Raw genomic sequence first — 24,619 nt, 5'->3', positions numbered from 1 at the left:
AGTAAATCGATGATAAAAGGGCGGCCGGATTGGTCGCCCTCGCCATTTTGAACGGAACGCCATGACCAGCCACCGCCATTTTTTCGCCACCGCGCCCAAGGGGATCGAGCCGCTGCTCGCCGACGAACTGCGCGCCCTCGGCGCTTTCGAAGTCGCCGAAGGGCGTTCCGGCGTCGCTTTTTCCGGCCCGTTGGCGATCGCCTACCGCGCCTGTCTCTGGTCGCGCCTGGCGAGCCGGGTGCTGCTGCCGCTGGCGACCTTTCCGGCGACTTCGCCGGAGGAACTCTACGCCGGGGTGCGTGCCATCGACTGGAGCGAGCACCTTTCCACTGAGAGTACCCTGGCGGTTGATGCCAGCGTTTCCGGTTCGAAAATCACCCATTCCCACTACGCCGCTCTCAAGATCAAGGACGCCGTCGTCGACCAGTTCCGTGACCGCACCGGCGACCGCCCCTCGGTCGATGCCGAACGGCCCGATGTGCGGATCAATCTCTATCTGCTGCGCGATACCGCCACCTTGAGCCTCGATCTTTCCGGCGACAGCCTGCACCGGCGCGGTTATCGCGACGAAGGGGTGCTGGCGCCGCTCAAGGAGAATCTGGCGGCGGCGATCCTGATTCGCGCCGGCTGGCCGGAAATCGCCGCACGGGGCGGGGCACTGGTCGATCCCATGTGCGGCTCGGGGACGCTGCTGCTGGAAGGGGCGTACATGGCCGGGGATATCGCCCCCGGGTTGCTCCGTCCCCATTACGGTTTCCTGCGCTGGCGTGGGCACGATGCCGCGCTTTGGCAGCAATTGATGGAAGAGGCGCAAGGTCGTCGCGCCGACGGTCTAGCACGGATTCCGACCATCGTCGGCTATGACGCCGACCACAAGGCGATCCGCGCCGCCTGGGCCAATATCGACCAGGCCGGGCTGCGCGAGCATATCCATGTCGAACGGCGCGAAGTGGCGGCCTTGGTCGTGCCATCTGGAGAATTCGCCAACGGGCTGCTGGTGGTCAATCCCCCCTACGGGGAACGGCTCGGCGAGGTCGAGGCGCTCAAAGAGGTTTACGGCACCCTCGGCGACCGGCTGAAAGAACAGTTCGTCGGCTGGAAGGCGGCGATCTTCACCGGCAACGTCGAACTCGGCAAGAAGCTCGGCCTGCGGGCGAAAAAGATGCACACCCTCTACAACGGCGCCCTCGAATGCAAGCTGCTGCACATCGAGGTGCAGCCCGAAAACTTCGTCGATCGCCATCGCGGTCCGTCACCTGTGCGACTCAGTGAAGGGGCGACCAGTTTTGCCAACCGGCTGCGCAAAAACCTGAAAACCCTCGGCAAGTGGGCAAAACAGGAGGGGATCTCCTGTTACCGGCTGTACGACGGCGATATCCCCGAGTACGCGGTGGCGGTCGATCTTTACGACGGCTGGGTGCATGTGCAGGAGTATCAGGCGCCGAAGGAGATTGACGAGCGCAAGGCTGCGCAACGACTGCGTGAAGTGATGGCGGTGCTGCCCGATGTGCTGGAGGTGCCGGGCGAACGGATTTTCCTGAAAGTGCGCAAGCAGCAGAAGGGGACCGAGCAGTACGGCAAGTTCGGCGAACGGGGGCAATTCATCGAGGTGCGCGAAGGGGCGGCGCGGCTCTTGGTCAATCTTTCCGACTACCTCGACACCGGCCTCTTTCTCGACCACCGGCCGACCCGGCTGCTGCTCGGCGAACTGGCTGCGGGCAAACGTTTTCTCAACCTTTTCGCCTACAGCGGCGCGGCCAGCGTCCAAGCCGCCCTCGGCGGCGCGGCGTCGACCCTGACCGTCGACATGAGCCAGACCTACCTCGACTGGGCGAAAAAGAATCTCGCCCTGAATGGCTTCTCCGGCGGCAACCACCGCCTGGAGCGGGCCGACTGCCTCGAATGGCTCGGACGCGCCAAAGGGGAATTCGACCTGATCTTTCTCGACCCGCCGACCTTCTCCAACTCCAAACGCATGGAGGGCACCTTCGATGTGCAGCGCGACCACGTCGAACTGCTACGTAAAACGGCGGCGCTCTTGGCCCAGGACGGAACGCTGATCTTCTCCAACAACAACCGCAAGTTCAAGATGGACGCCGAGGCCCTGCCGGAACTGCTCATCGAAGACATCACCCGAAAAACCATCCCCAAGGATTTCGAACGCAACCCACGCATTCATAATTGTTGGCGGATTCGGAAGGGGTAGAAAAAGGTAATGTGTTCTTTTATTTGATGGGGCGATGATTTACTATCGGTAACTGGGTTATGTGTATCCCCCGGCAATTCTCATCTGGTCAAAAGGAGTCACCCATGCCAGCCGATGCCCAGAAAATTCTCCGCGATGCCTTGAACCTTTCGCCGGTGGAGCGCGCGGAATTGGTCGAGAGAATTTTGGCGAGTTTCTCTTTTCCCGAGCGGCAGACTATCGACGCTTTATGGGCGACGGAGGTCGAGGACCGCATAGACGCATTCGAGGCCGGCGAACTCAAATCGAAACCGGCGGCCGAGGTTTTTGCGCGTTTCCTTTTGGAGCCAGAGGACCTTTTCCCATCCGTTGAACGTTAAAAATCACGTACACCGGCGAAATCAGAAACACAATACAAAAAACGGGGGTCCGCTCTTCACTGGCGGGCCCCCGTTTTGTCTCCGGCTTGGTTTTGTCTAGTTCAGCTCAATCGGCTCAACGACGATCTCTACATCCTCGATCAGGCTGTCCTTTTCGATTTTGAGGGAATGATCGGCACTCTCTTCGTACATGCCGAAGCGTTCGCCGGGGGCGGGGGAGTCGCCGTATTCTTCCCGAGCGCCGACGTAGTAGATCCCCGGTTCTTTGAGGTTGACGGTGAAGCGGCCGTCGGCGCCGGTGGGGGGGGAGAGGGCCGACGGCCGCTGGTGGCCGATGACCCGGTCGGTGTAGGCGAAAACATGCACCCCGGCGGCGGGGCGCCCTTCGCCATCGACGACGGTGCCGCGAATGGCCATCCCCGAGGCGCGGACAAAGGTTTCGCTGTCGGTGGCCTCCTGGTTCTTGCGCACGGCGTGCAAGGTGACGCGCAGGCTCTGCCCGGCGCGGGCGGCGAGGGGGTTGCCGGGATGGATGGCGAGAGCGTCCCCTTCCCGCACCGGCCCGACCTTGCCCCCCCCTTGGCGTTGGCGGGCGACGAGGAAATAGCCGCTTTCGGGCAGTCCATCGAAGGCAAAGCGGCCGTCGGCGTCGGTGGGCGGGCTGATGCGGTAGCCGTTGCCTTTGAGATCCTCGCTCGCGTCGAGATAGAGATAGACGTAGGCGTCGGCCAGGGGCTTGCCGTCGAGCAGCACCGTTCCCTCGATGGCGGCGCTGTATTCGTCGTCGTAGGGCAGGATCACGACGGGATCGACGGTCACCGCCCTGAGCCCGGCCCAGACCGCTTCGCCGGCCACCGCCACCGGGTTGCGACCGCAGATGGCGAAGAGCTTGCGGTCGTCGTCTCGGGCGTAAAGGGAATAGAGCCCGGGGGGGAGATCGAGGCGGTACTTGCCTTCGCTGTCGCTCGGCGCGGAAAGGGCCAGGGGCGCGCCGGAAAAGTCGGCCCCGGCATAGGCGGCGACGCGGATGCCGGGCACCGACTCGTCCCCCAGCACTACCCGCCCCTCGACGGCGGCGGAGGCGACCGCCGGCAAGGCGATCAGCAGGAGGGTCAGGGCGAAGAGGGCGTGACGGATCATGGTTGGGCCTCCGGCAGAGTATCGGCGACGGCCTGGTCGAGAACCGGTTGGAAGACCACCTGGTCGAGGCGGTAGGCTTCGTCGCCGTAGCCTTCATAGGTGACGGTCGGCTGGTCGAGGCGATCGTGAAAAAGGTCGAGATTGGCCTCGGCGGCGGCCTGACGCAGCCGCTCCGTATTCTCTCCCCACCAGTTGCCGGCGACTTCAACGCGGTCGCGGAAATCGCTGGGAATCCGCTCGATCAGGGGGTTGCGGCTGTTGAGCTGCCGCGCCTTTTCCTGGACGATCTTCTTCGATCCCGAGCGGGCTTCCCAGTCGGCGCTCTGGAAGATGCCGAGCCGCACCGCCTGGGGGTTGCCGAGCAGGTTGTTGTCGCGGAAGAGGGGATAGGAAGAGTGGTCGCAGAAGAGGACGAGATCGTTCTTTTCGAACTGGTTGCGGGTCACTTCCGGGTCCGATTTGCGGTCGTTGAAGAGGGCGGTGCCGTTGCCCCGGAAGAGATTACGGAAGATTTTCGGCGAGGCGAACTGATCGTTGCGCACGGCGGTGCCGTTGTCCATGAAGCGGTTGTGTTCGACGGCGGGATAGGCGAAAGAGAAGTTGATCAGGGCGGTCTCGTTCTTTTCGAAGCGGTTGTGGCGGATCGCCGGGGTGTTTTGCGTCTGATTGCAGAAGATGCCGACGCCGTTGTCGATAAAGTCGTTGTTTTCCACCGGATCGGGGTATTTCTGCACCAAGGCGATGGCCTGCCGGTTCTTCTCGAAACGGTTGCCGGTGATCGCCCCGCGACTGCCGTGGGAGGCGACGATGGCCGATTTCTTGTGGCCGCTGAAGCGGTTGCCGCGGACGGTGGCGACGGACTTCATTTCGTTGTCGATGGCGATGTCGTTGTCGGCGAAGCGGCAATCCTCGATCAGGGGGAAGGATTCGCGCAACAGCTTGACGGCGGTGCCGTTGCCGGTGAAACGGCAGCCGCGCAGAACGAATTTGGCGGCGATGCTGCTGACGGCGACGGCGGCGTGGTCGATGCGTACCTGTTCGAGGAGGCCGCCCTCGGCCGCTTCGAAGAAGGAGATCCCTTCCCAGTCGGCGGGACCGGAAAAGACGATAGGCGCTTTCTCCGTGCCCCGGGCGTCGAGGGTGCCGTTGACCATCAGGACGGCGTTGGCGCGCTCGGCGCGGATGCGGGTGCCCGGCGCGATCTTCAAGGTTACGCCGGGGGGGACGACCACCGTTTCGGCGAGGCGGATCTCCCCGGACCAGCGGGGGGCGCCGGCAAGCTTGCCGGAGACGGTCTCACCGAAAGCGGGCGCGACGACCAAAAGGAGGATGGCCGGCAGGAGGACGGTCAGCAGGCTAAGGGTCGGTTTTCCGTGCCACATGAATGGTCACCTCATCGAGAATTTTTTTGCCCTGCAGGGAAACGGCTTTCCCGGCGCCGCCGCCGTGACGGCCGAGCCATTCCCCTTCCGCGGCCGGCCCGCCGAGATGCTCCCGCGCCAGTAGATGCCAGGGGCCGTCGTCGGGCAGGGGCAGCTCGAAGCGGCCGTCGGTGCCGGTCGGGGCGGAGAGGATGTAGGGGGTACCGGTCATTGCCCCGTTCCGGTAGGCCAGAACCCGCAGACCGCTCGCCGGTTTTCCCTCGGGATCGAGCAGCTTGCCGGTGATGCGGCGCGGCTCGTTGTTCTCCCCCTCTTCGAGCATCGACAAGCGGGTGATCGTTTCGATGCGAACCTCCCGCGTTTGCCCGGCTTCGATCCGCACCGGGTTGCCGTAGTAGTAATTGAAATGATCGCCGATTTCGATGGGACCGTATTGCCCCCCCTTGGCCCGCTTGCGGGCGAGCAGGTAGTAGTCGCCGGGGGGCAGGCGCAGGCGGAAATCCCCCTTGGCCACCGGCTGGACGAAATAGGCCGGACCTTTGAAGTCCTTGGAAGGATCTTTGTAGACATAAAGATAGCACTGCTCCAGCGGTTCGTCCTGAAAGCTGATCTCCCCGCGGATGCCGCTCGTTTCTCCCTGAATCGGCGCGGCCTCGGCGGGGATGCGGATGAGGTTGAAGCCGACGTTGGTGAAGGCACCGTCCGCCACTCGCACCGGGGCGCCGCTATAGTAGCAGAAATGTTTGCCCGGCAGCGGGGCGCCGTCGAAATCGCGGGCAGTCAGGTAATAGTCGCCCGGGGGCAGAAGCAGGCGGTAGGTGCCGTCCTGTTCCGCCGGGGAGGAAACCGCCACCACCTTGCCGGAAGCGATGTCGGGGATGCTGTGATAGGCATGGACGCGTAAGCCGGGGACCAACTCGCCGCGCCAGGCGACGCGCCCTTGCACGCCACTTTCGGCCCGGGCCGGCAGGGCGAAAAGGCTGCCAAGAAGGATGAAGAAAAGGGCGAAACAGAGGCGATTCATGGCGATAAATCTCCGGTTGCGGCGCGGTCGCGCCAGGGGCTGAAGAGCACCCGGTCGAGGGGGTAGTCCTTGCCCCCGTCGCGGAAGGTCGGGGTGTCGCGGCCGTCGAGAATGAAAGAGGGATTGTCTTTTCCCGCCGCCGTGGCCAGTTCCTCGGTCCCGGCCGTTCCCCACCAGTTGTCCCGGGCGTCGATGGTCCCGTCCGTGGGGGCCGGCGGCCAACGGCGCTCGCCGTCGTCCGGCCGCTTCCCCTGACCGAAGACTCCCTGGCGGGATTCCTGGGCGCGGGCGGCGGCACCGTTGGCCGCTTCCCAGGCCGAGGACTGAAAGGCGAGCTTCAGCGAACGTTCGTTGCCGCTGAAATCGTTTTCGGTGATCTTCGGATAGGAGGAATATTCCGCCAGGACGGCGAGTTTGTTGTCGGCGAAGCGGTTCCCCGTCACCCGCGCGTCGGCGCGGCGGTAAAGGTGCAGGGCGATGCCGTTGCCGGTGAGGATGTTGCCGGTGAGGGTTGGGCGGGCGGCCTTGTCGACGAGGATGGCGACCTCGTTTCTTTCGAAGTGGTTGCCGATGATTTCCGGGTCGCTGCCGAGGTTGGCGATCTTCAGCCCGGTCGGCTGCCCGGCGAAACGGTTGTCGCGAAAGGCCTGGGGCTTGGCCTGAACGATGTAGGCACCGAAGAGGCCGTTGCCCGCAAAAAGGTTGCCGGTCAACGTCGGCGCGGCGCCGTCCTTGACGATCAGTCCAGCCCGGGAGTTCTCTTCGATGTGGCTGTCGCGGAGGATGGCGGTGCTCTTTTTCCCCAGTTGCGCGCCGATGCGGTTGCCGCGCAGATGCAGTCGCTCCAGGCGCGGCGCGCCGCCGATCGCCTCGACGCCGGTGTCGGCGCCGTCGATGAGGCAATCCGTCAGGCGGGTGTCGCTGTCGACCCCCTTGAGCACGATCCCTTGCCAGTTCGGGCCGGTGAAACGGGCCTCTGTCGCTTCCAGCCGTCCCGCCACTTCCAGCGCTCCGCCGGAAAAATGCACGGTTGTCCCGGCTTCCACAGTCAGCGCCGCGCCGGGGGCGACCCGCACCGTTTCACTGAAACGCAACTCCCCCCGCCAAACGGTCGGTTGCTCGATGCTCAGGGCGGCGGCCATTCCCGGCCAGATCAGGCAACAGATCAGCGCCAGCCGGATCATCACCAGACCTCCCGCACGACGATGGCGCCAAGGTCGCGCTCTTCCCCCCGGGCGACGGCGACGGCGTGACGGGGATCACCGTCGTAGGTGCCGACCCGCTCCCCCGGTTCCAGCGGCCCGCCGAGGGCGGCGCGGGCGCCCAGGTAGTAGGTGCCGCCGTCATCCAGATAGAGGACGAAAGCGCCGTCGGCGGCGGACGGGGCCGAGCGGTATTTGGGCTTGCCGACCATGCGGCTGTCGAGATAGGCGAAGACGGAAATTCCCGTCACCGGTTGCTGGTCGGCATCGACGATCCGGCCGCGCAGGAGGGTCTCGGTGGCCGCGAAGGGGCCGGAAGCCCGACGGGCGGCGTGACGCTCGCCATCGACCGGGGTCAGGGGCAGGTCGCCGAGCGGTAGGATAACCCCCGCCTGGACTTCGACGGGATTGCCGGGGTAGGCGCCGTTGAGATCCCCCCCTGCCACTTCCCCGACGCGGGAGCCGTCGGCGCGCTGGCGGGCGACGAGGTGATAGCGCCCTGGCGGCAGGTTGAGAATGAAGGTTCCGTCCGCGCCGCTCTGGGCGGCGGCACCGTAGGAAGGCCCGGTCAGTCCGGCGGCGTTTTCCGTGTAGACATAGACGAAGCCCCGGGGCAAAGGCGCCCCGGCGAGGGTCAGGCGACCGCTGACGCCGGTGTCGGCGCGGCCGGAGAGTTCGCCGTCACGCCCCATCTCACGCAGACTGAAATTCGGCGCCCGGCTCATGCCTTGGGCGACCTCCAGGGGATTGGCCGGACACTCGCCGAAGAGCATGCGCCGGCGGCCGTCAGGGGTTTCCTCCTGTTTCTTGCCGATCAGATAGTAGCGCCCCGGCGGCAGGTTGAGACGATAGCGCCCCTGTTCGTCGCTGGAGACGCTGGTGAAGGGCTGGGTACCGCGGTCCTTCTCCGCGCGCAGATAGACCTCGATCTCGGCCCCGGCCAGGGGTCGCTCGGCAAAGAGCACCACCCCTTCCAGCCCCGTCTCCCCGGAAGGGGTGCAGGCGGCGAGGAAAAGGGTAAGGATGATGGGAAGATAGAGACTAATTCTCATATTGAGCCTTAACGTCGATCTCGCGCCCGTTCGCTCCGCTCACTAGAGCACGCGGAGAACGCTGAGGGAAATCATTTGTTTTTCTCCGTCTCCTCTGCGTGCTCCAGCGAAGGCAATGAGCGTGCGAGAGGCCGCCCTTCAGGTTTTTCTTTCGTATCCCGGCAGCAAGATGCTGAGCAACGCCAGGGCATAGACCGCTTCCCCGGCGAGCAGCGTCCAGGTGAAGCCGACATTCATCGCCAGCACCGTCGCCAGCAGCGCGCCGAGGACGCTGGTGGCGCTGTTGATCCCCCAGCTCCAGGCCACCGTGCTTCCGTCCCGGTGCAGCAGGCGCATCCCTAAAGGCAGGGGCATACCGAGGAGCAGGCCCAGGGGGGCGAGCAGGGCGACGCTCAACAGCACCCGTCCGAGCAGGGGCCAGGCGACCCAACCGGCGAGCAGCGGCGGCAAGGCGAAGATGTAGAGGTTTGACAGCAATACCAGTGCCAAGAGGATGCGGATCAGGGCGGATCGTTCCCGTCCCTGGGCGATCCGTTCCGCCAGCAGCGAGCCGAAACCCGAGAAGATCAGCAGGGCGAAGAGGATTACTGCCAGGGCGTAGATCGGCGGGCCGAAGAGCAGAATGAAGCGGCGCAGCAGGCCGATTTCGATGAGCATGAAGCCGAGGCCGAGGCAGGCGAAATAGAGCATGCGCCGGCCGCTGCCGGCTTCCCGAAGATCGTCCCGGCGCTTGACGGCCAGGGGCAGGAGCAGACAGAGGAGAACCAGCGCCGTCACCACCACCAGCAGATTGCGGATGGTCAGCACCGCCCGATCCTCGAAATTGCTCTTTTCGGGGAAGGTGAGCAGACGCAGGAAATCGGCCGGTTTGTACATGTAGTAGAAGAAGGGCCGGTCGTCGTCGACGGGGCGGATGTCGAAGGGAAAATCCCGGTAAAATTCGGCGCTGCCCCCCGAGGCGACGAGCCGCCCGAAGGCGTCCTCGCCCGGCGGACGATCCGGCAGCAACACGATTTCGAATTCGCGGTCGCGGACTTCCCGGCGCAAAAGGGCGATCTCCTCCTCGGTGAAGGGGCTGCGCTTGAGCATGAAGTTGGCCAGCCCCCGTTCCTTGATCACCGCCAGGTGCGCCGTCGGGTTGGCCACCCCCTGGCGTTTGAGCAGCTCCAGCCCGAGGGAGACAAGGCGCAGGGTCTCCCGCTCGAAGATGAAGCGGCTGATGGTCAAAATTCCGTCAGGGGTGAGGTGTTCCCAGTAGTCCTCGAAGGCTTCCAGGGTGTAGAGGTTGTTTTCCGCCAGGGTGAAGGCGCCGGCGGCGGGGGCGCTGCGGCCGAAGACGGCGGAGGCCTGGATGACGTCGAAGAGCTCCTTTGATTGGCGCACGTAGCTGCGCCCTTCGTCCACCGCCAGACGGATTTTCGGATGGCGGTAGAGTTCGCCGGTGAAGCCGCCGAAGATGTTGTTGACCCCCTGCACGATCAGGCCGTTGAGTTCTACGGCGGTGATATGGCGGGCGCCCATGGCCAGCGCCGCCAGCAGGTCGCGGCCGCCGCCGGGGCCGATGATCAGGGTATCCGCTTCCGGTTTCAGGGCATAGGGGAGGGCGATGAGGTTGGCGCGGAAATAGTCCAGGGTCTTTTCCCCCTCCCAGCGGAAGAGGGTGGTGTAGCCGCTGTCGTCCACCACCATTCCCAGCTGGTCGGGAATCGGCCCCCGGTAGGCGCGGGAGATGCCCCAGGCGTGTTCCATCTCCTGGCTCTGGGCGGGGTAGACGGCGACCCGGGAGAAGGAATTCCAGGCGCTCCAGAGCAGATGGGGCTCGTAGCGTCCCCGGGCGAAACGGATCTCGGCGAAATCCCCGAGATGATTACCGACACCGGCGAGCAGCAGGGTCGCCAGCAGCGTCAGGTTGAGGAGGCGCCGCCGTCGCGGCGCGAAGGCCATGGCCGCCAGCAGACCGCAGAGGGCGATGGCGAGGATGCCGGTAATGCCGCCAACCAGCTTGAGCACGAAAATGATCGCCAGGCAGCCGACGCCGGCGCCGAGTAGATCCCAGAAATAGAGGCGGTTGATCTGCGCCAGGCGTCGGGAAAGGAGCAAGGTGATGGTCAGGCCGCTGAAGAAAAAGGGGAGGGCGGTGACTAGGTAGAGGGCTGCCAGCCCGAGGAGCAGGGCGCCGGGGATGGCGCGATCGTGAAAGCCCTGTTGAAAGGGTTGATAAAAGGGCTGGTGAAAGAAGGAGAGAACCTTGAAAGCGAATTGCGGTTGCAGGCGGAAGAGGACGAAGATGGCGAAAAAAGCGAGGATCGACAGGCTGAAAAACCGGGCGTAACGGGCCGCCAGTTCTTCCAGTCGGCCCTCGGGGAAGTAGTGGGGCAAAAGCTGCACGCACAGGGCCGCCGCCCCCAGCCCGAAGAGGGCGAGGGAGATGGCCAGCGAGGCGAAGTGGTACCACATGAGTACGGAGAAGATCCGGGTCAGGATCAGCTCGTACATCAGGGTCGCCATGGAGAGGAGGAACATTCCCCGGCAGAGATGGGAAAGGGCGGGTGTTTCGCTCATGGGGTCGGTGGCGTCCGCTTCCGGAAATAGACAAGCCGCCTGGGCGGCGGCTCATCTGTTCATTTATCCTGAAAATACAATGGCACCACGGAGACACTGGGGACACGGAGAAAAGACAGTTGAAGCCTGAATCTCGACAGAGGGGTTTCCTCGATTGGTAAGGTTTTTTCTTTGTTCAACCCCTGAGCTCTCTGTGTCCCTGTGGTAAGCAAAAGCCGTTATTGGGCCGGTTCGACGATGTCGAGGGTCTGGCCCGGTTTGATCCCCGCCAGCTTGAGGTCGACGCCGCTGGGGAATTCGATCAGCAGGTCATAGCTGCGGCCGCCTTTGAGGCCGAAGTGCAGCATCTGGGGTTCCTGGGCGCAGAAGCCGTTGGCCGAGCGCAGTTCACGCATGGCCAGCAGTTTGCCCGTGGCCGGGTCGAAGATCTTGGCTTTGGCGCCGTAGGCGTCGCGGTTGGAGCGGGTGCCGGTCAGCTTGACCTTCAGCCAGTTCCGGTCGTTCTGGTCGTTTTCGTAGAGTTTGTTGGGGGCGCCCCAGTTGATCACGTAGAGATCGAGGTCGCCGTCGTTGTCGATGTCGGCGAAGGCCGTTCCCTTGGTGCGCACCGTTTCGCACTTAAGCTGGGGCTGGCGGTCGGCGATGTTGTCGAAGCCTCCCCGGCCGTCGCCCAGGTAGAGCTGGTTGGCCAGTTTGCAGTCCCCTTCGTAGAGGTCGAGGTCGCCGTCGTGGTCAATGTCGCCGAAGGTCGGACCCTTGCCCCAGCCTTCATGGGCGCCCCGCAGTCCCTGTGAGGCGTTGTTGAAGACGCCGTTGCCGTCGTTGAGATAAAGGCCGTTGGGACCGACGTAGTTGGAGACGAAGAGGTCGAGATCACCGTCGTTGTCGACGTCGGCGAAGGCCGCGCCCAGACCCCAGTGGGGATCGGCGGTGCCGGACTTCTGCGAGACGTCGCTGAAGGTGCCGTTGCCGTTGTTGAGGTAGAGGCGGTTCGGCTCCCCGGCCGGATAGCGGCCGTTGACCACGTAGAGATCGGGCAGGCGGTCGTTGTTGACGTCGGCCCACACGCCCATCCAGCTCCAGGAGGGGTCGCCGACCCCGGCGATGTCGGTCACGTCGGTGAAGGTGCCGTCGCCGTTGTTGCGGTAAAGGACGTTTTTGGCGCCGACCCCGTAGTTGGCGCAATAGAGGTCGAGATCGCCGTCATTGTCGTAATCGACGAAGGAGGCCGAGTAGGTGAAGGCTTTGAGCCCGACCCCGGCCTTGTCGGTGACGTCGACGAAGGTGCCATTGCCGAGATTTCTGAAGAGGCGGTTGGCTTCGATTTCATACTGGCCGCCGGTGGCCAGGTAGAGGTCGATCAGGCCGTCGTTGTCGTAATCACCGAAGACGCTGCCCATGGTGAAGCCGGGGTGGTCGATGCCGGCGCCGGCATCGGCGGTGATATCGACGAAGCTGCCGTTTCCCTGGTTACGGTAGAGCTTGTTCGCCCCCCCCTTGTTGGAAACGTAAAAATCGACCAGGCCGTCGTTGTTGATATCGGCGAAGGCGATGCCTTTGCCGAGACCGTCGTCGGCGACCCCGGCCGACTGGGAAATGTCGAGAAATTCAGCGGCCGCCGCCGGCCCGGCGGCAAGCAGCAGGGCGAGGACGATCCCTGGAAGATTCAAGGCTTTAACCATGGGGCGGACTCCTTTTCACGGATAAAATGACACAGCGACTGGTCAAATCGCCGGAGGGCGGGGCGCCTAGGCGCCGCCATCCCCGCATGGGATCTATTATACACGGGAAAATGCCCGGTGACAGGGGCAAATTCATCCTTCATATTGCAATATTCGCACCGGTTTCGACCTGACCTTTCGCTTGCTGCTCCGGTTAGCATGGGGATGGGCGGCTTGCGGATTTTTGTCAGCCCCGGGAGGGGACTGTCAGGAACCTGTCTGCTCAGGTTATCCAGGCCGCCACGGCGAGGGTTTGGGGGTGGTTACTCCCGCCCCGACCGTGGTATGGTAATTGCTCTTTGACAAAGGTGGATGAATGCGTGGGGCCATATCCTCGGAGGCTTTCTTGCGATTGACCGGTTTTTCCCGTTTACTGCTTCTGATTGCGCTCGTTCTTGGCGGCTGCCGGGAATTGCCCGCCGATCGCCTCTACGCCCTGTTTCTCGACGAAGCGCCGACGGCGGCGGACTGGGAACGGGCGCTGCCCCGGCAGGTCACGGTCAAGGGCGGACGGCAGCATGTTTCCAGGCTTATCCCCAATATCGATGAAGATACGGTGCATGCGACCACGGCTTCCTGCCATCACGGCGGCAAGTTCCCCGACCCCCTGGCTGTCGATCTGCGGGCCTTTTATACCGAAAGCGAACTTTTCCTGCGCCTGAGCTGGCCGGACCCGACCGAGGATCGAGATATCCGCGGCTGGTCGTTCGACGGCGAGCGCTGGTTCAACGGCGGGAACGCCGAGGACGGGTTCGGGATCGCCTGGGACGGCGGCGGCCGTTTCGCCCCCTTCACCTGCGCGGTGGCCTGTCATATCGAGGATTTCGGGGTGCATGGGGACAACTTTCACGCCAACAACCGCATGAAGCTGGCGGCGGAGGAAGCGGCTCTCGATCTGTGGAACTGGAAAGCGCGACGCACCGGGCGCTTCGGCTTCGCCGACGACCGCACCCTGTCCGCGAAAGGCATGGAAGGGGATGTGCCGGGGGAGATCTTTCAGGAAAACTCCCGGGCCCGGCTCGCCCCGGAACGGGGCCTGCTTCCTTTTGCCGAAGGGGATGCGCCCATTTACGATCAGGACGGCCAGGTCGTGGGCGAGACCTTTCTCCCCCCCGGCACAACCGCCCCCGGCTTTCTCACCGAACACCCCGCCGGCAGCCGGGCCGATGTCCGCGCCGTCGGCACCTGGGAGGACGGGCGCTGGACGGTGATTCTCCGCCGCTCTCTGGAGACGGATGATCCCCGCGATGTCCGCTTTGTCCCCGGCGACAAGCAGGGGGTAGCCTTCGGGCTGGCGATCATGGATAATACCCTCATTGAACATTATGCGTCAGTGCTGTCGGAGCGGCTGGTGCTGCAAGCACCCGGCGCGGCGGAAAGGGAAGATCGAGAACAATGAAATGTTTGGCGATGGGACGGCGGTTTCGAGGTGGGGCAATGCTTATCGCGCTGCTCTTGGCGGTATTGGCCGGCTGCGGTGAGCGGCAGAGTGAGGGCGAGGAAAAGCTGGGGCGGATCAACGGCCGGATACTCACCCCCCTGGAAGGGGCGACCCTCTACGTCTACAAGCCGGGGATGGACCTCTACGGTCCGGCCTACGCTCTGTCGCGGGCGACCGGCCCGGACGGGAGTTTCGACCTGCAACTTCCCGAGGGGGACTACATCGCCGTCGCCCGCAAGCGCAAGAATGGTGACGCCAACGGCCCGGTGCTGGCCGGGGATCACAAGAGCGAGATGCTGCAACTGACCGTGCGCGGCGAAACCGCCGAGTTGACCCTGCTGGCGCCGGTCAAGGAGGGGGACGAACGGCGTCTTACCGAGCAGGCCGCCGTTACCGATACCGGCATCTCCGGCACCATCAGCGATGCCGACGGCAAGCCGGTGGAAGGGGCGCGGGTGCATGTCTACGATCATGTGCAGATGTCCGAACGGCCCAAATTCGTTTCGGAAAAGACCGGTCCCGACGGCCGCTATCTCATCTATCTGCCGCGTGGCGGCACCTATTACTTGGCGGCCCGGGACAAGTTCGGCGGCCCCCCCAAGCTGGGGGATCTCTACGGCCGTTACGATCAGGGGACGATCGAGCCCTCGGCGGTGGTAGTGCGCGCCAAGGAAATTTTGCAAGGGGTCGATATCCGGGTGACCAAGGTATGGTGAGGTTCGCGGCGTTTCTGTGCCTGCTGTTTCTGCTGCTGTCGGGCTGCGAACGCAGCCGGACGCTCGATCTGGAAGAGCTCAAGGGGCGCGCCCGGGGCGGGGAGGCGGCGGCCTTTCGCGAGCTGGTGGAGCTGCTCGGGGTGAGCGAACGGCAGGTCAACGACCGGGTCTATCCGCTGCTGCTGGAACTGGGGGAGGCGGCGGTTCCCTATCTGCTGGAGGCGGTCGCCGATCCCGACCGCATCCGTCGCGAGCATGTCATCGCCGCCCTCGGCACCCTCAAGGTCCGCGCGGCGGTGGAACCGATCGGCGCGGTGCTGGCTCGCCACGACTGGCCGCGCCGCTACGTCGCCGCCTGGGCGCTGGGGGAGATCGGTGCGGCCGAGGGGATCCCCTTTCTGCTGCTGGCCCTCGATGACGGCGATGCCGAGGTGCGCCGCTATGCCGTGCGCTCCCTGATCAAATTCAATCAGGCGGCGGTCGATCCCCTGCTGACTTTTCTCCCCGTCGCTTCCGCACAGGCGCTGCCTGGGGCGATTCGCGCCCTTGGCGACATCGGCGATGCCAGGGCGCTCTCGGCGCTCCTTGCGGTGGCTTCCGGCCCGGCCCGCCAGGAGGCTCTGGCGGCCCTGGGCAAACTCAAGGATCCCCGAGCCGAGGCGCTCCTCGTCGAAGCCCTCGGTGATGACGACTGGCGCTCGCGCATGAACGCCGCCATGGCCCTAGGCACCCTGGGCGGGCCGGTTGCGGCGACGGCCCTGGAGCGAGCCCTGGAGGATGAGGTGCCGGTAGTGCGGGAATGGTCGGCCCGCTCCCTGGAGATGATCACCGGGCGGCATGTCAAATATCGTGACGAAACGGGGGAATATGTTTTGCCCTACAGCATCTATCACTGATCGGCGGCGGTCGTGCTGAGGAATCTACTCCAATGGCGCGGACTCGGGGCGCTCCTCCTTTCCCCCTGGCCGCTGCGCCTCTGTCGCCTGGGCCTCTTCGCCCTGTTGCTGGGAATGCTCGCCTGGGGCTGGCACCAGCACGCTATCCCCGGGGTGGCGGTGCCGGATCCGCTCATGTACGGCAATCTCACCACTCAGCTTTTCTGGGTTTGGTGGATGTTCGCCGTCGTTCTTCTCGCCCTTTTCTTCGGTCGCGCCTGGTGCGCCGTCTGCCCGGTCGGCTGGCTCAACGAGGTGATGGCCCGCTTTGGCCTGGCCCGACCGCTGCCGGGCTGGCTCGACAACTTCGTACCGGTGACCCTGACCCTGGTGCTGTTACAGCTGGCAGTCTATCTCTTCGCCATCCATCGTTACCCCGATTACACCGCCCGGCTCATCGGCCTGATGTTGCTTCTGGCGCTGCTGCTCGGACTGGTCTTTCGCAAACGGGCTTTCTGTTCCCTCTTCTGCCCGGCCGGGGCCGTCCTCGGCCTCTATGCGCGGATCGCGCCTTGGCAGCTGCGGGTGGCGGATGAAGCTGTCTGCGCCGGCTGTGCCGGTCGTGAATGCGTCTCCGGCGGGCGGCACTGGACGCGGTTGAGCTTGGGCAGTGCCGTCCTCTACTGGCATGGACGGCGGCGGGAATGCCCCGTCGATCTCTTGCCCCCGGAAGTGCGCGACAGTTCCGCCTGCCAGCTCTGCCTGCAATGCGCCCGCAACTGCCCTCACCAAAATCTGTGTCTCGGCGGGCGCGGCTGGCTGGCCGATCTCGTCCCCGGAAGCCTGTCGGTTTCGGAGAATTTTTTTCTGCTCGTGCTGTTGGGGTTGCTGACCGCGAACTTCACCAAATTTTACGTCGAGTTGCGGGAAACGATCTTCTGGTTGCCGGAACAGGCGGCGGCCCTGCTCGGTTGGGAAACCGCCGGCTACTATCTGCTGGCGACCCTCTGGGTGACGCTGGCGCTGCCGGTTCTGCTCTTGTTGCCGGGTTGGCTGCTGCTCAAGCTCGGGCGATTGCGCTTCGACCCGCAAGCCGAGCCCCCGGCCGCCGCAGGCCTTCCCGTGGCCAAGGAGGAGCCCGGCTTCCGGGCCGGTCTCGGCGCCTTGGCGCTCCCCTGTCTCCCTCTGCTGCTGGCTGCCCATCTCGTCATGGGGCTGGTCAAGGTCAATGCCAAGGCAGGCTTTCTGCCCTATGCCCTGCAGGATCCGAGCGGGGTCAAGAGCTATCTGGCGATGAATGTCATGCAGTTGGCGCCGCCCCCTGGGATATTGATTCCCTTGGACCTCCTCAAGTGGCTGGTTTTGGCGATCCTCCTTGCCGGATTCGCCGGCGCCCTGCTTGCGGTGCGGCGCATGGCGGACCGCTTGGGAATTCTCTCTTCTTCCCGGTTTGGTCAGGGCGCGGCCGGGCTGGTTGTTCTTTGCTGCGGCGCCCTGTATATTGGCACGGTCGTCCAGTGGCTCTTTCTCCGTTGAATGGCGCCCGCCACTGTCGAATTTCTCCAACCACGAGGTCGGTATGTCCCAGGAAGAGAAGGAGCAACAGCCGAAGCTGGAAATTCAATTGGACGATGAGATCGCCCAGGGGGTCTACGCCAATCTGGCGCTGGTTCATCATAACGAAACCGAGTTCACTCTCGATTTTATCTATGTACAGCCGCAAGGTCGGCGGGCCAAGGTGCGCAGCCGGGTGATTCTCGCGCCCGCCCAGGCCGAAGGTCTGCTGCGCGCCTTGCAACAGAATCTGGCCGTCGCCGGAGGCAAGGCCGAGGCGTCCAAGACCTCCGTCGCGCCGGACGATCACTATCATTGACAAGGAGTCTGATCATGGTTGGATTTATAAGGATGGCAGGGTTGTTCGGGGTTCTTCTGGTCTTGTTGGCGGGGTTGGCCCAGCCGGTCGCGGCCTGTGTCGGCAAAACCCTGGTGATCGGCGCCAAGGGGACGCCGCAGCAGGAGCTGCTGGCGGAAATGCTGGCGATCCTCATCGCCGAGCGCACCGGAACCTCGGTCAAAGTGGTGAAATTCGACGATACCGCCGCGACCCACGGGGCGCTGCTGAAGGCGGAACTCGATCTCTATGTGGAATATACCGGCGTCGGCCAGCTCGACGTGCTCAAAGGAGAGGCGCTGTCCGATACCGCGGCCCTCTATCAGGCGGTCAAGGAGCGCTACAATCAGGAGCTCAATCTGGTCTGGCTCGATCCCCTCGGTTTCGAAGAGCCCCGGGTTGTTCCCGCCGGGGTTCCGGCCCAGGCGGCGCCGGTGGTGCGCAAGGACACCCTGAAGAAATTTCCCGCTTTGGCCCGACTGATCAACAAGCTGGGGGGAGCGATCTCCCCGGAAGCCATGCAGGGTCTGGAAGCGCGTCTTGCCCAGGAAGGGGCGCGGGAGGTGGCGCGTTCCTTTCTCAAGGCGGGGCGTTTCATCTGATCGAGTCGAAACCCGGATAAAAGGAGAAGAGGCATGGCGCGAATGGATCGTCGCGAATTCGTCAGGCGCTCGCTGCAAGTAGCCGCGGTTTCCTCCGCCGTCGGCGGCGTGCCGCTGCTCGATCTGCTGAGTTTTCCGGCTCGAGCCGCCGAGGGCGGCGGGGCGAAACTGGCGGTGCGTAAAGGCAAGGACATCCCCGCGCTGGTGGGAGAAACCCTCGGCGCGCTCGGCGGCATGGCGACCTTCGTCAAGCGCGGCGAGACGGTGGTGGTCAAACCCAATATCGGCTGGGATCGCACGGTGGAGCAGGGGGCCAATACCCACCCGCTGGTGGTCCGGGCGGTCATCGAGCATTGCCTGGAGGCGGGGGCCAAGGACGTGCGGGTCTTCGACCGCACCTGCAACGATCCCCGCCGCTGCTATGTGCAGAGCGGTATTCAGGACGTGGTGGAGGGGATGAAATCGGAGCGGGTCAAGATCGAGCACATGGATCGGCGCGCCTACCGGGAGCTGGATATCGCCAACGGCAAGGATCTGACCCGCTGGTCCTTCTACCAGCCGGCTCTCGACGCCGATTGTTTCATCAATCTGCCGGTGGCCAAACATCACGGCATCTCTACCCTGACCCTCGGCATGAAGAACATCATGGGGGTGATCGGCGGCAATCGCGGGCGGTTGCACCAGAATATCGCCGAGTCGCTGGCTGACATCAATTCGGTGGTCCACTCGACCCTGACCCTGGTCGACGCCACCCGCATCCTCGTCGCCAACGGTCCGCAGGGGGGGCGGCTGGAGGATGTGCGGCTGCTCGATACCCTGATCGCCTCGGCGGACATCGTTGCCGCCGACGCCTACGCCGCGACCCTCTTCGGCCACCGGCCGGAGGATATCCCGACCATCGTCGCCGGCGCCCGGCGCGGTCTGGGGAGTCTCGATCTGAGTCCGGGGCGGCTGGCCTGATGCGTTTTCCCGCTTGGCGCCATGTTCGCATGGCCTTTCAGATTCTCTGCCTGCTCGCGTTTCTCTGGCTCTTTTTGCAGACCGAATACCGGGGGAGCGATACCCTGCGCTATCCGGTCAGCCTGCTCTTCCGCATCGATCCCCTGGCGGCCCTGGCCGATGCCCTGGCACCGGGAGCTTTCGGTTGGCTGCTGCTCTGGCCGGCATTGTTGCTATTGGCACTGACCGCCCTTTTCGGGCGCTTCTTCTGTGGCTGGATCTGCCCCCTGGGCACCACCCTTGACGGCGTCGGCAAGCTCGTCGGCCGCGGTCGCATAAGCCCTCGCCCCGCCTGGCGGCGGGTCAAATACTATCTACTGTTGTCCATGACCGCGGCGGCGCTCTTCGGAGTGCAGCTCTTCGGCCTGCTCGACCCCCTGTCGATCTTCCTGCGCAGCCTGACTTTTTCCTTCAATCCGGCCTTCAATCTGGTTGCCAACTCGGTCTTCGACTTTTTTTACCAGCATCCCGTCCCCCTCGTTTCGCCGCTGGTCAACGGCTCCTACGACTTCTTCCGTGATCACCTGCTGGCTTTTCATCCCCCTGCTTACCAACTCGCGCTTCTGACTCTGGCGATCTTTCTCGGGATTTTGCTGCTGGAGCGGGTCGAGCGCCGTTTCTGGTGCAAGAATCTCTGCCCCCTCGGCGCCTTGCTCGGCCTCTGTTCCCGGCACAGCCTGACGACACGGGTGCCGGCGAAAGTCTGCGACGATTGTCGGCGTTGCCTGAGTGACTGCCGCAGCGGCGCCGTGACCGAAACGGCCCATCGCAAGGATGAGTGTCTGCTCTGTCTCGACTGTTCCGGCTTCTGTCCCGCCAATCGCGTCGTTTTTACCCTGGGTTCACGGCCAACGGCTGGCGGACGGGTCGATCTGACCCGGCGCGGACTGATGACGTCCCTGGCGGCCGGTGCTCTGGTAGCACCGGTGACGGGGAGCGCGCCGAACCTCTGGAACCGCGACCCCTATCTGCTGCGTCCTCCCGGCTCACTGGCCGAGGCCGAATTTCTGCGCCGCTGCATCCGCTGTGGCGAATGCATGAAGGTTTGTATCGGCGGGGCCTTGCATCCGGCGCTGCTGCAGGCGGGACTGAGTGGCTTCTATACCCCCTTGCTGGTGCCGCGTATCGGTTACTGCGAATACAATTGCACCCTCTGTGGCCAGGTCTGCCCGACCGGCGCCATCGGCTTGCTGAATCTGGCGGAGAAGCAGAAAGCGGTGATCGGCATCGCCGTTTTCGATACGGACCGCTGTCTGCCCTTTGCCCGGGGGGAAGAGTGTCTGGTCTGCGAGGAACATTGCCCGACAGGGGAGAAGGCGATCGTTTTTGATGAGCGGGAAGTGTTGGTCGGGAGCGAGATGCGGCGACTCAAGGTACCGCGGTTAATCAAATCGCGTTGCGTCGGTTGTGGAATCTGCGAAACCCGCTGCCCCCTGGAGGGGGCAAGCGCCATACGGGTCATCAATGAAGGGGAAAGCCGGCGTGCCCGTGATCTGTGGGCGTGAGAAGGGGGGTTAGCCGAAGATGGTTTCGACGCGGTTGCGCCCTCTTTCCTTGGCGTTGTAGAGGGCGCGGTCCGCTTCGAGAATCAGGTTGTCGACGGTGCGCACCTTGGGGTGGGGATAGGTCGCCACGCCGAGGCTGATGGTCAGACGGATTTCATTGTGATCCGCCGGGATTCTCAATTCGCTGATGGCGATGCGGAGACGCTCGGCGACCTGCACCGCTTCGGTCAGGGCGGTTTCGGGCAGAACCAGGGCGAATTCTTCGCCGCCGAAGCGAGCGGCCAGATCGTAATCGCGCAGGTGCGCCTTCATCTGATCGGCCAGGGTTTGCAGGACGACATCACCCTGCTGGTGGCCGTAGGTGTCGTTCACCGGCTTGAAATGGTCGACGTCGACCATGATCAGGGCCATCGGTTTCTGCGAACGCTCGCAGCGCTGCAATTCCTTCTCGAGGGTTTTCATCAGGAAACGCCGATTGCTCAGGTGGGTCAGGGGGTCGGTGTTGGACAGTTCCATCAAGGCCTGATTGCTTTTTTTCAGGCTGTCCTGCAGCGTCTTGATTTTCAATTGCACCTTGACCCGGGCGATGAGTTCGGCGGGGTCGTAGGGCTTGGTGAGGTAGTCACTGGCGCCCCGTTCCAGCCCGCGGATTTTGCTCTCCTGATCGTTGACGCCGGTGACCAGGATGACAGGAATATCCTGCAGTTCCTTGCGGGTCTTGATCATGCTGAGAAATTTGAAACCATCCATACCGGGCATGTCGAGGTCGCAAAGGATGACGTCCAAGGGTTCGCTCAGAGCGACTTTGAAGCCATCGATGACACTTTCCGCCTCATGATAAACCTGGAAGAGATTGGCCGACTTCAGCCCGTCGAGAATCTGGTGACGGGCTCCTGGTGAATCGTCAATAACTAATACCGAAGTTTCCATAGATTCAGCATGGTTGGTTAGGGTTCAATGATTTTTTCAATCTAAAGGGTTCCGTTACCTTTGTAAAGAATTAAACGGAATGCAATTCAGGTGCCGAAAATAGCTTTTGATTTTTTGCTGAGAGGGGTTTGTCAACGGGAACGAAGGGGAAGGGAGGTGCTTATGGCTTTAATGAAGACCTGGTACACGCCTGAAGAGATCGAGGGGCAGTTCGGCATCGGGCGGGGACGTCTGACGCAGTGGGTGGAAGAAGGCCTGGTCCGGGTCGAACGGGAAGGGAAGAAAATCTGCAAGGTCAACGTCGACGATGTTCGCTTGGTCTTGCAGGGGAATACGCCCAAAAGCTGACGTACCAATGTCGCCCCGTCACCGGAAGTGACGGGGCGAAGGTCAGGTATTTGACAAATGTCGGGAGCATGCCCCTTTTGGGCAATGCTCCACTCTCTTTTATGGCAATCCGCCTTCAGGCTACGCCAGGGTTGCGAAACTTCGCTCCTCGGGCCCGTGTTTTTTTGTCGGGCTGAGTACAAAAATATTTTTATTCGGTTTTTCTGCCGCCGTAGCCTTTGAGAGTCTGGTGCGCGTAACGCAGCATCCGTTCGGTGTCTGCCCAGCCGATGCATTTGTCGGTGATGGAAACGCCATATTTGAGTTTGGAAAAGTCCTCGCAGGTCGGTTGATTGCCCGGTTCGAGGTTGCTTTCGACCATGACGGCGCAAATGCTGCGGTTGCCGGCGCCGATCTGTTCGATGACATCCTTGAGGACAGCTTCCTGTCTTTCGTGGTCCTTGTTGCTGTTGGCATGGCTGCAGTCGACCATGATCCGAATCGGCAGACCGGCCTTGCCGAGCATTTCCTCGGTGCCACGAATGTCCTCGGCCTGGAAGTTAGGACCATGGTTGCCGCCGCGCAACACGATATGCACGTCGCTGTTCCCGGCGGTGGAGACGATGGCGTTGCGGCCGTCATTATCGATACCGAGAAAGTTGTGGGGGTGCAAGGCGGCGTTCATGGCGTCGATGGCGATCTGCAGATTGCCGTCGGTGCCGTTTTTGAAGCCGACAGGAAAGGAGAGTCCGCTGGCCATTTCCCGATGAACCTGGGATTCGGTGGTGCGGGCGCCGATCGCTCCCCAGCTGATGGCATCAGCCAGATAATGGGGGGTGATCGGATCGAGCATTTCGCAGGCGACGGGAAGTTCCAGTTCGGTGATGGCGCAAAGAAGACTGCGGCCGACACCGAGTCCCTTGGAGATCTGGTGGGTGCCGTTGAGGTCGGGATCGTTGATCAGCCCCTTCCAGCCGATGGTCGTGCGGGGCTTTTCGAAGTAGAGGCGCATGACCAGGAAAAGCTGGTCGGAGAGTTGCTGGTTCAAACGGGCGAGGCGTTCGGCGTATTCAAGGGCGGCCCTGGGGTCGTGGATGGAGCAAGGACCGACAACGACCATCAGCCGCGGATCTTTGTGATTGAGAATGTTGGTAATCTGCTCCCGGGCCTGGTAGACGAATTCCGCGCCATGTTCGGAAAGTGGAAAGACCTGTTTCAGGTCGGCGGGGGCGATGATCGGTGCCGTGCGGCGAATGCGTAGGTTGTTGGTGCGTTTCATGGATTCCCCTTTGTGGTCATTTGAAAAATCGCCCCTGTCCGGTGCGTCGTTATGGCCGCACAATCTAGCGGTTTTTAGGGGAAAAGTCAAAATTCTAATCGGCGTCATGGTCACCGTTTTCGATTCGACGCCCCTGGGGGGGGAAAGGGTTTGACACCCTTTCGTTGCTTGCTGTATAAGTGACCACTTAATGACCGCTCCTTGTACCTGATTTCACGGGGGAAGATGCAAATGGGAATTTTTGGTGAACTGATTATGGTGGTGGCCCAGGTTTTCAATCTGATTGCAACCCTCTATATCTACATTGTCGTCGCCCGGGCGATTATCTCCTGGGTGAATCCCGATCCTTACAATCCGATCGTGCGTTTTTTGCATAGCGCCACGGATCCCCTTCTCGACCGCATTCGCCGCGCGCTGCCGATCAGTTTCGGTGCGATCGATTTTTCGCCGATTATCCTGCTCTTTGGAGTTTTTCTTTTGCAGCGAATCGTAATGATCATTCTGACACGGGTGGCGTACAGCCTCTAACCGGGAGCAGACATGAGCATCACTCCGATCGACATTCAGCAGCATCGCTTCAAAACCCGGCCTTTGGGGTATGAAAAGACCGGTGTCGATCACTTTCTCGAACTCATCTCCGACGAACTGGAGCGGTTGACCCGGGTCAACCAGGGGCTGAAAGAGGAGTTGGCGCGCGCACGGGTAACCATGGAAGAAATGCGCGGGCGTGAATCCACGCTCAAGCAGACCTTGATGACGGCGCAGCAGATGTCTGAGGATATGAAGAACAACGCTCGCCGCGAGGGGGAGATTCTCATCGCCGACGCGCACTTGCGGGCCGAGCGAATCGTGCGTGACGCTGAGGATCGGCGCATTCAGTTGGTGAGTGAAGTTCAGGAGATCAAGCGGCAGAAAATTGCCTTTGAGGCTGGATTGCGCGCTTTGGTGGAGAGTCATATGCGCCTGCTCGATCTGGATGTGCTGTCGCTGGCCGGCCGAGAGTTCGGTGAGTTGGAGGCTGGGGACGCAAGCGAGGAGAAGCCTTCGGCGGGGGACGACAAGCTGGAACTGGAAGGTTTTTGATGTCTCCCTTTGCTCGCCAGGAGTCCGCCGGCGTCGTTTTACAGCTGTGGGTTCAGCCTCGGGCGAGCAAAAACGAACTGGTGGAAGTTCGGGACGGCGCCCTCAAGGTCCGGTTGACTTCACCGCCGGTGGAGGGTGCGGCCAATGATTTGTGTCGGGAGTATATCGCCAAACTGTTGGGCGTTCCCCGGGGGGATGTTCAGCTGGTCGCCGGCGAACGTTCCCGCCATAAGCGATTGCTGATCAGTGGTTGTGCTGTCGATGAAGTGCGTAAGCGCATTGAAACAATGATTAAATAGCCCTTTAATGGCGGGATGCAGTCG

General features: G+C 63.0%; 23 protein-coding genes. 14 read left to right on the top strand and 9 right to left on the bottom strand.

Going from position 1 to position 24,619, the window contains the following annotated elements; all coding sequences use genetic code 11:
* Positions 1–61 precede the first annotated feature (61 nt).
* Positions 62–2,206: a bifunctional 23S rRNA (guanine(2069)-N(7))-methyltransferase RlmK/23S rRNA (guanine(2445)-N(2))-methyltransferase RlmL gene (gene rlmKL / locus BQ4888_RS14670; protein WP_092058021.1), complete on the top strand. Its 2,145-nt coding sequence runs from the start codon at positions 62–64 to the stop codon at positions 2,204–2,206.
* 104 nt (positions 2,207–2,310) lie between these two features.
* The gene (locus BQ4888_RS14665) at positions 2,311–2,565 is read left to right on the top strand and encodes an addiction module protein (protein ID WP_092058020.1); all 255 of its coding nucleotides are present in this window, start codon (positions 2,311–2,313) and stop codon (positions 2,563–2,565) included.
* Between the two features lie 96 nt (positions 2,566–2,661).
* On the opposite strand, the gene BQ4888_RS14660 is transcribed toward BQ4888_RS14665, so the two are convergent.
* The 7 genes from BQ4888_RS14660 to BQ4888_RS14630 form a co-directional block, all read right to left on the bottom strand.
* A complete protein-coding gene (locus BQ4888_RS14660; protein WP_092058019.1) occupies positions 2,662–3,705 on the bottom strand; it encodes a hypothetical protein in 1,044 nt (347 codons plus the stop codon).
* Positions 3,702–5,087 carry a NosD domain-containing protein gene (locus tag BQ4888_RS14655; protein ID WP_092058018.1) on the bottom strand — a complete coding sequence of 462 codons (1,386 nt, stop codon included), beginning with the start codon at positions 5,085–5,087 and terminating at the stop codon, positions 3,702–3,704. Before BQ4888_RS14655 ends, BQ4888_RS14660 begins: the two co-directional genes overlap by 4 nt.
* Positions 5,062–6,111, bottom strand: a complete 1,050-nt coding sequence (locus BQ4888_RS14650) for a carboxypeptidase-like regulatory domain-containing protein (RefSeq protein WP_092058017.1) — start codon at positions 6,109–6,111, stop codon at positions 5,062–5,064. Before BQ4888_RS14650 ends, BQ4888_RS14655 begins: the two co-directional genes overlap by 26 nt.
* Positions 6,108–7,295, bottom strand: a complete 1,188-nt coding sequence (locus BQ4888_RS14645; protein WP_092058016.1) for a right-handed parallel beta-helix repeat-containing protein — start codon at positions 7,293–7,295, stop codon at positions 6,108–6,110. Before BQ4888_RS14645 ends, BQ4888_RS14650 begins: the two co-directional genes overlap by 4 nt.
* On the bottom strand, positions 7,295–8,365 hold the full coding sequence (locus tag BQ4888_RS14640; RefSeq protein ID WP_092058015.1) for a hypothetical protein: 1,071 nt from the start codon (positions 8,363–8,365) through the stop codon (positions 7,295–7,297). The genes BQ4888_RS14645 and BQ4888_RS14640 overlap by 1 nt, the downstream gene beginning before the upstream one ends.
* A 138-nt stretch (positions 8,366–8,503) precedes the next feature.
* Positions 8,504–10,927, bottom strand: coding sequence for a spermine/spermidine synthase domain-containing protein (locus tag BQ4888_RS14635; protein WP_140396675.1), 2,424 nt, complete (start codon positions 10,925–10,927; stop codon positions 8,504–8,506).
* A 218-nt stretch (positions 10,928–11,145) separates the two neighbouring features.
* Positions 11,146–12,609 carry a CRTAC1 family protein gene (locus BQ4888_RS14630; RefSeq protein WP_092058013.1) on the bottom strand — a complete coding sequence of 488 codons (1,464 nt, stop codon included), beginning with the start codon at positions 12,607–12,609 and terminating at the stop codon, positions 11,146–11,148.
* 385 nt (positions 12,610–12,994) lie between these two features.
* On the opposite strand from BQ4888_RS14630, the gene BQ4888_RS14625 reads away from it, so the two are divergent.
* From BQ4888_RS14625 to BQ4888_RS14590, 8 genes are read left to right on the top strand one after another with little or no spacing between them, the layout of a single operon-like run.
* Positions 12,995–14,047 (top strand): ethylbenzene dehydrogenase-related protein, encoded by a 1,053-nt coding sequence (locus tag BQ4888_RS14625; RefSeq protein ID WP_170232893.1) that lies wholly within the window; start codon positions 12,995–12,997, stop codon positions 14,045–14,047.
* Positions 14,048–14,085: 38 nt separating this feature from the next.
* The gene (locus BQ4888_RS14620; RefSeq protein ID WP_092058011.1) at positions 14,086–14,805 is read left to right on the top strand and encodes a carboxypeptidase-like regulatory domain-containing protein; all 720 of its coding nucleotides are present in this window, start codon (positions 14,086–14,088) and stop codon (positions 14,803–14,805) included.
* A complete protein-coding gene (locus BQ4888_RS14615; RefSeq protein ID WP_092058010.1) occupies positions 14,799–15,701 on the top strand; it encodes a HEAT repeat domain-containing protein in 903 nt (300 codons plus the stop codon). The genes BQ4888_RS14620 and BQ4888_RS14615 overlap by 7 nt, the downstream gene beginning before the upstream one ends.
* Positions 15,702–15,713: 12 nt before the next feature.
* Positions 15,714–17,216, top strand: a complete 1,503-nt coding sequence (locus BQ4888_RS14610; RefSeq protein ID WP_092058009.1) for a 4Fe-4S binding protein — start codon at positions 15,714–15,716, stop codon at positions 17,214–17,216.
* Positions 17,217–17,259: 43 nt separating this feature from the next.
* Complete coding sequence (locus BQ4888_RS14605; protein ID WP_092058008.1) at positions 17,260–17,553, top strand: DUF3467 domain-containing protein; 294 nt, start codon at positions 17,260–17,262, stop codon at positions 17,551–17,553.
* A gap of 32 nt (positions 17,554–17,585) precedes the next feature.
* Complete coding sequence (locus BQ4888_RS14600; RefSeq protein ID WP_170232892.1) at positions 17,586–18,173, top strand: glycine betaine ABC transporter substrate-binding protein; 588 nt, start codon at positions 17,586–17,588, stop codon at positions 18,171–18,173.
* Positions 18,174–18,206: 33 nt separating this feature from the next.
* A complete protein-coding gene (locus BQ4888_RS14595) occupies positions 18,207–19,133 on the top strand; it encodes a DUF362 domain-containing protein (protein WP_240746358.1) in 927 nt (308 codons plus the stop codon).
* Positions 19,133–20,677: a 4Fe-4S binding protein gene (locus BQ4888_RS14590; RefSeq protein WP_092058006.1), complete on the top strand. Its 1,545-nt coding sequence runs from the start codon at positions 19,133–19,135 to the stop codon at positions 20,675–20,677. The genes BQ4888_RS14595 and BQ4888_RS14590 overlap by 1 nt, the downstream gene beginning before the upstream one ends.
* A gap of 9 nt (positions 20,678–20,686) precedes the next feature.
* Here the strand turns inward: BQ4888_RS14590 and BQ4888_RS14585 are convergent, their stop codons facing one another.
* Positions 20,687–21,607, bottom strand: coding sequence for a diguanylate cyclase (locus BQ4888_RS14585; RefSeq protein WP_092058005.1), 921 nt, complete (start codon positions 21,605–21,607; stop codon positions 20,687–20,689).
* A gap of 162 nt (positions 21,608–21,769) precedes the next feature.
* On the opposite strand from BQ4888_RS14585, the gene BQ4888_RS14580 reads away from it, so the two are divergent.
* Positions 21,770–21,955: a MerR family transcriptional regulator gene (locus BQ4888_RS14580; RefSeq protein WP_092058004.1), complete on the top strand. Its 186-nt coding sequence runs from the start codon at positions 21,770–21,772 to the stop codon at positions 21,953–21,955.
* Between the two features lie 190 nt (positions 21,956–22,145).
* Here BQ4888_RS14580 and BQ4888_RS14575 read toward each other — a convergent pair whose 3' ends face one another.
* Entirely contained in the window at positions 22,146–23,213 is a 1,068-nt protein-coding gene (locus BQ4888_RS14575; protein WP_092058003.1) for a 3-deoxy-7-phosphoheptulonate synthase, read from the bottom strand.
* Positions 23,214–23,444: 231 nt separating this feature from the next.
* On the opposite strand from BQ4888_RS14575, the gene BQ4888_RS14570 reads away from it, so the two are divergent.
* The 3 genes from BQ4888_RS14570 to BQ4888_RS14560 are packed head-to-tail and all read left to right on the top strand — an operon-like array spanning position 23,445 to position 24,595.
* The gene (locus tag BQ4888_RS14570; protein WP_092058002.1) at positions 23,445–23,741 is read left to right on the top strand and encodes a YggT family protein; all 297 of its coding nucleotides are present in this window, start codon (positions 23,445–23,447) and stop codon (positions 23,739–23,741) included.
* Between the two features lie 12 nt (positions 23,742–23,753).
* Positions 23,754–24,296, top strand: a complete 543-nt coding sequence (locus BQ4888_RS14565) for a DivIVA domain-containing protein (RefSeq protein WP_092058001.1) — start codon at positions 23,754–23,756, stop codon at positions 24,294–24,296.
* Positions 24,296–24,595 carry a DUF167 domain-containing protein gene (locus BQ4888_RS14560; protein ID WP_092058000.1) on the top strand — a complete coding sequence of 100 codons (300 nt, stop codon included), beginning with the start codon at positions 24,296–24,298 and terminating at the stop codon, positions 24,593–24,595. Before BQ4888_RS14565 ends, BQ4888_RS14560 begins: the two co-directional genes overlap by 1 nt.
* Positions 24,596–24,619 lie beyond the last annotated feature (24 nt).

This window comes from Desulfuromonas acetexigens (assembly GCF_900111775.1).
Classification (GTDB): Bacteria; Desulfobacterota; Desulfuromonadia; order Desulfuromonadales; family Trichloromonadaceae; genus Trichloromonas; species Trichloromonas acetexigens.
The sequence above is the reverse complement of the archived record's forward strand: the minus strand, read 5'-3'. Positions and strand labels throughout refer to the sequence as shown.